A 2,385-nucleotide genomic window follows, 5' to 3' on the forward strand; every position below is an offset into this window, starting at 1 on the left:
TGCCTGTCCGCGGCTTATCGGTGTATAGCCGATCTCATCAATGATGACAAGCTGTGCTTTCTTGATATTTTTGAGTCGAAATCCGGCTGCGCGCTCTGTTTCTGCGGTGTCGAGAATCTTAATCAGGTTGGTCATCTTCTCAAAACATACAGTATAGCCACTGTTGACAGCCTGTAGACCAAGACCACAGGCAATCATGGTCTTGCCGAGGCCCGGAGGCCCCGCAAAGACAAGGTTTCCGCAGTTGTCCAGCCAGGATAATTCTTTCAATACGGAGAGCTGCGCGTGGGTAATACCTGACTCCAGCTCTTCCGGATCAAACTCTTCCAATGGTCGGATATTTGGTGGAAAATGCGCTGCGGAATAGTTACGTTTCCGACGCCGTTCATTCCGACCTTTGACTTCGGTCTCGAGAACAGCCAGAAGGAATTCCCTGCAGGAAGAGTCCTGCAGGTCTGCAGTTTCCAGAAGATCCGGAAGCATTCGCGCCGCGTGCTTTAAGGTAAATGTTTCAAGCAACGCTGTGAGCCGCTGTACGGGGATATGACCGGTATCCATACTTTTTAAGATTTCACGGTTCATTGAATAGCAGCCTCCTTCCGTTCTATGCGTTCCTGAAATGCTTTCGCATAAACAGAGAGATCTGTATAGCTGACATTACCGGATGGGACTTGGGCGCGACAGTCATCTGATGTCAGTTCCCGGCCGGCTTTTGCAAGGCTGTAAACAACTTTAAACTGTGAGAACTGATACCGGTATTTCTGGCAGCACTCCTTCATTACCTGTGCTACCAGGGATTTATCCGGATTCTCAGAATCAAGGAACTGTTCAATTGCCCGAAGCTGTTTGGAGATATGCCGTGGATTTTCCTTTTTTACACCATTGATGAAGTGCTGGAAGTCATAGCAGTTCCATTTCCCGCGGAGACGTTCCATGATCTCGATCCAGTCTCCGGAGTCCTGTTTCCGGTGTTCCGGGAGCTGATTGACACTTCCTTTCCTCTCGCTGAGATTATGAGAACAGATATAGTTCAGCTGGTCATCATAAATGTGGATTTTGCCACTGACAACTTTGAACCGTACTGTTTTGAACGCATAATCACGGGGAACCGAATACCTGCATGATTTATACAGGACGTAAGGCAATGCTGCGATTTCATAAGTGCGGAACGTATTCGGAGATGTTTCATACACGGATGGAAGAAGAGGCCGCATGGCTGACTTTTCAACGCTGTCGTAGACTGCTTTTGGAACCCGTAAGGTGGAACGGTGGATCCGCTGGTTTTTGCGTTCCAGCCATCCGGGAAGGGAACGCCACACATCATCAATACAGGTGACCTTCCGCGCACTGAAGAAGTTTTTCTTCACGAACCCGACAGAGTTTTCGATAGGTCCCTTGCTTTCCGGGTCCGCCTTATTACACACCCAGAGCCGGATATCCTGTTCTGTACAGAAATCTTCAAAGGTCCTGGTCTTGATGACTTCACCATAGGTTTCACTGGCGACAAACACGGCGTCCTGATCGATGACCAGTTCCTTAGGACGCCCTCCAAGTCTGCAGAAACTACGATAGATCGCCTTACAGGCCTCTTCCGAGTTATACTTGTGATCCTGTGCATAGACGCATAAAAAACGACTGTAACGCAGCAAAAGGCAGATGAAATGGATGTGCGTTGTTTTTGAGAGAGTCTCCGCACCGAAGTCGATGAGCATCTGTTCTCCGGGCGGGATGTCAAAAACATAATCATAGATACGATGATGCTCCGGTTCCCTGTTGATCTGTCCGGAATCCTCAAGATAGTGGACATAGTTGCGGAGTGTCTGCTGGTTCCCGGGAAGTTTTTCATACGCTCCGTTTTCGATGAATTTTTCTTCCAGGACATCGTAAACAGATGACATACAGAAACTTTTTCCACTGTTCGTCTCAAGGATTCTGATAATCGTGCTGCGGAAAGGCTCCGCGTCAAATGTTTTTGGTTTTGCAAGCTTAGCGCCTGGATCATCCGGGATTACATCCATGTCATAATACTTACTGATCGTGGGGCGGCTGGGAGGCTTGCGCCCCTGCGCTTCATAGTACCTGATAATATCAGCTTTTGTGTAACCTTGTAGTTTTAAATCCTGTATTTCCTGCATTTTTGTTTTTGTCAGCATAAAGGTCTCCTCTCTTGTGTACTGCTTACAGTATACAAAATCGGATGAACTGCTGACTCCTCCTGTGATAAAACTCGCCGCAGGGGATGTAAAAAAGTGATTACCGTACAGTGTAAAGAACTTCTTACCATCTCATGTAAAAAAGTCGTTACCGCATGATGTAAAAAAGTTCTTACCGCGTCATGTAAAAAACTCCTTACCCTGTGGCTGTAAAATTACCTTACCACGCACA

Annotated in this window: 2 protein-coding genes; both read right to left on the reverse strand. The window is 47.3% G+C overall.

Going from position 1 to position 2,385, the window contains the following annotated elements:
• Positions 1–582, reverse strand: a 582-nt coding sequence (locus FLB61_RS12880; protein ID WP_221920424.1) for an ATP-binding protein, incomplete at its 3' end; no start/stop codon positions are given.
• Positions 579–2,153: a Mu transposase domain-containing protein gene (locus FLB61_RS12885; RefSeq protein WP_087213600.1), complete on the reverse strand. Its 1,575-nt coding sequence runs from the start codon at positions 2,151–2,153 to the stop codon at positions 579–581. The genes FLB61_RS12885 and FLB61_RS12880, both read right to left, overlap by 4 nt.
• Positions 2,154–2,385: the final 232 nt, after the last annotated feature.

The sequence above is a fragment of the Sellimonas caecigallum genome, assembly GCF_019754295.1.
GTDB lineage: Bacteria > Bacillota > Clostridia > Lachnospirales > Lachnospiraceae > Sellimonas > Sellimonas caecigallum.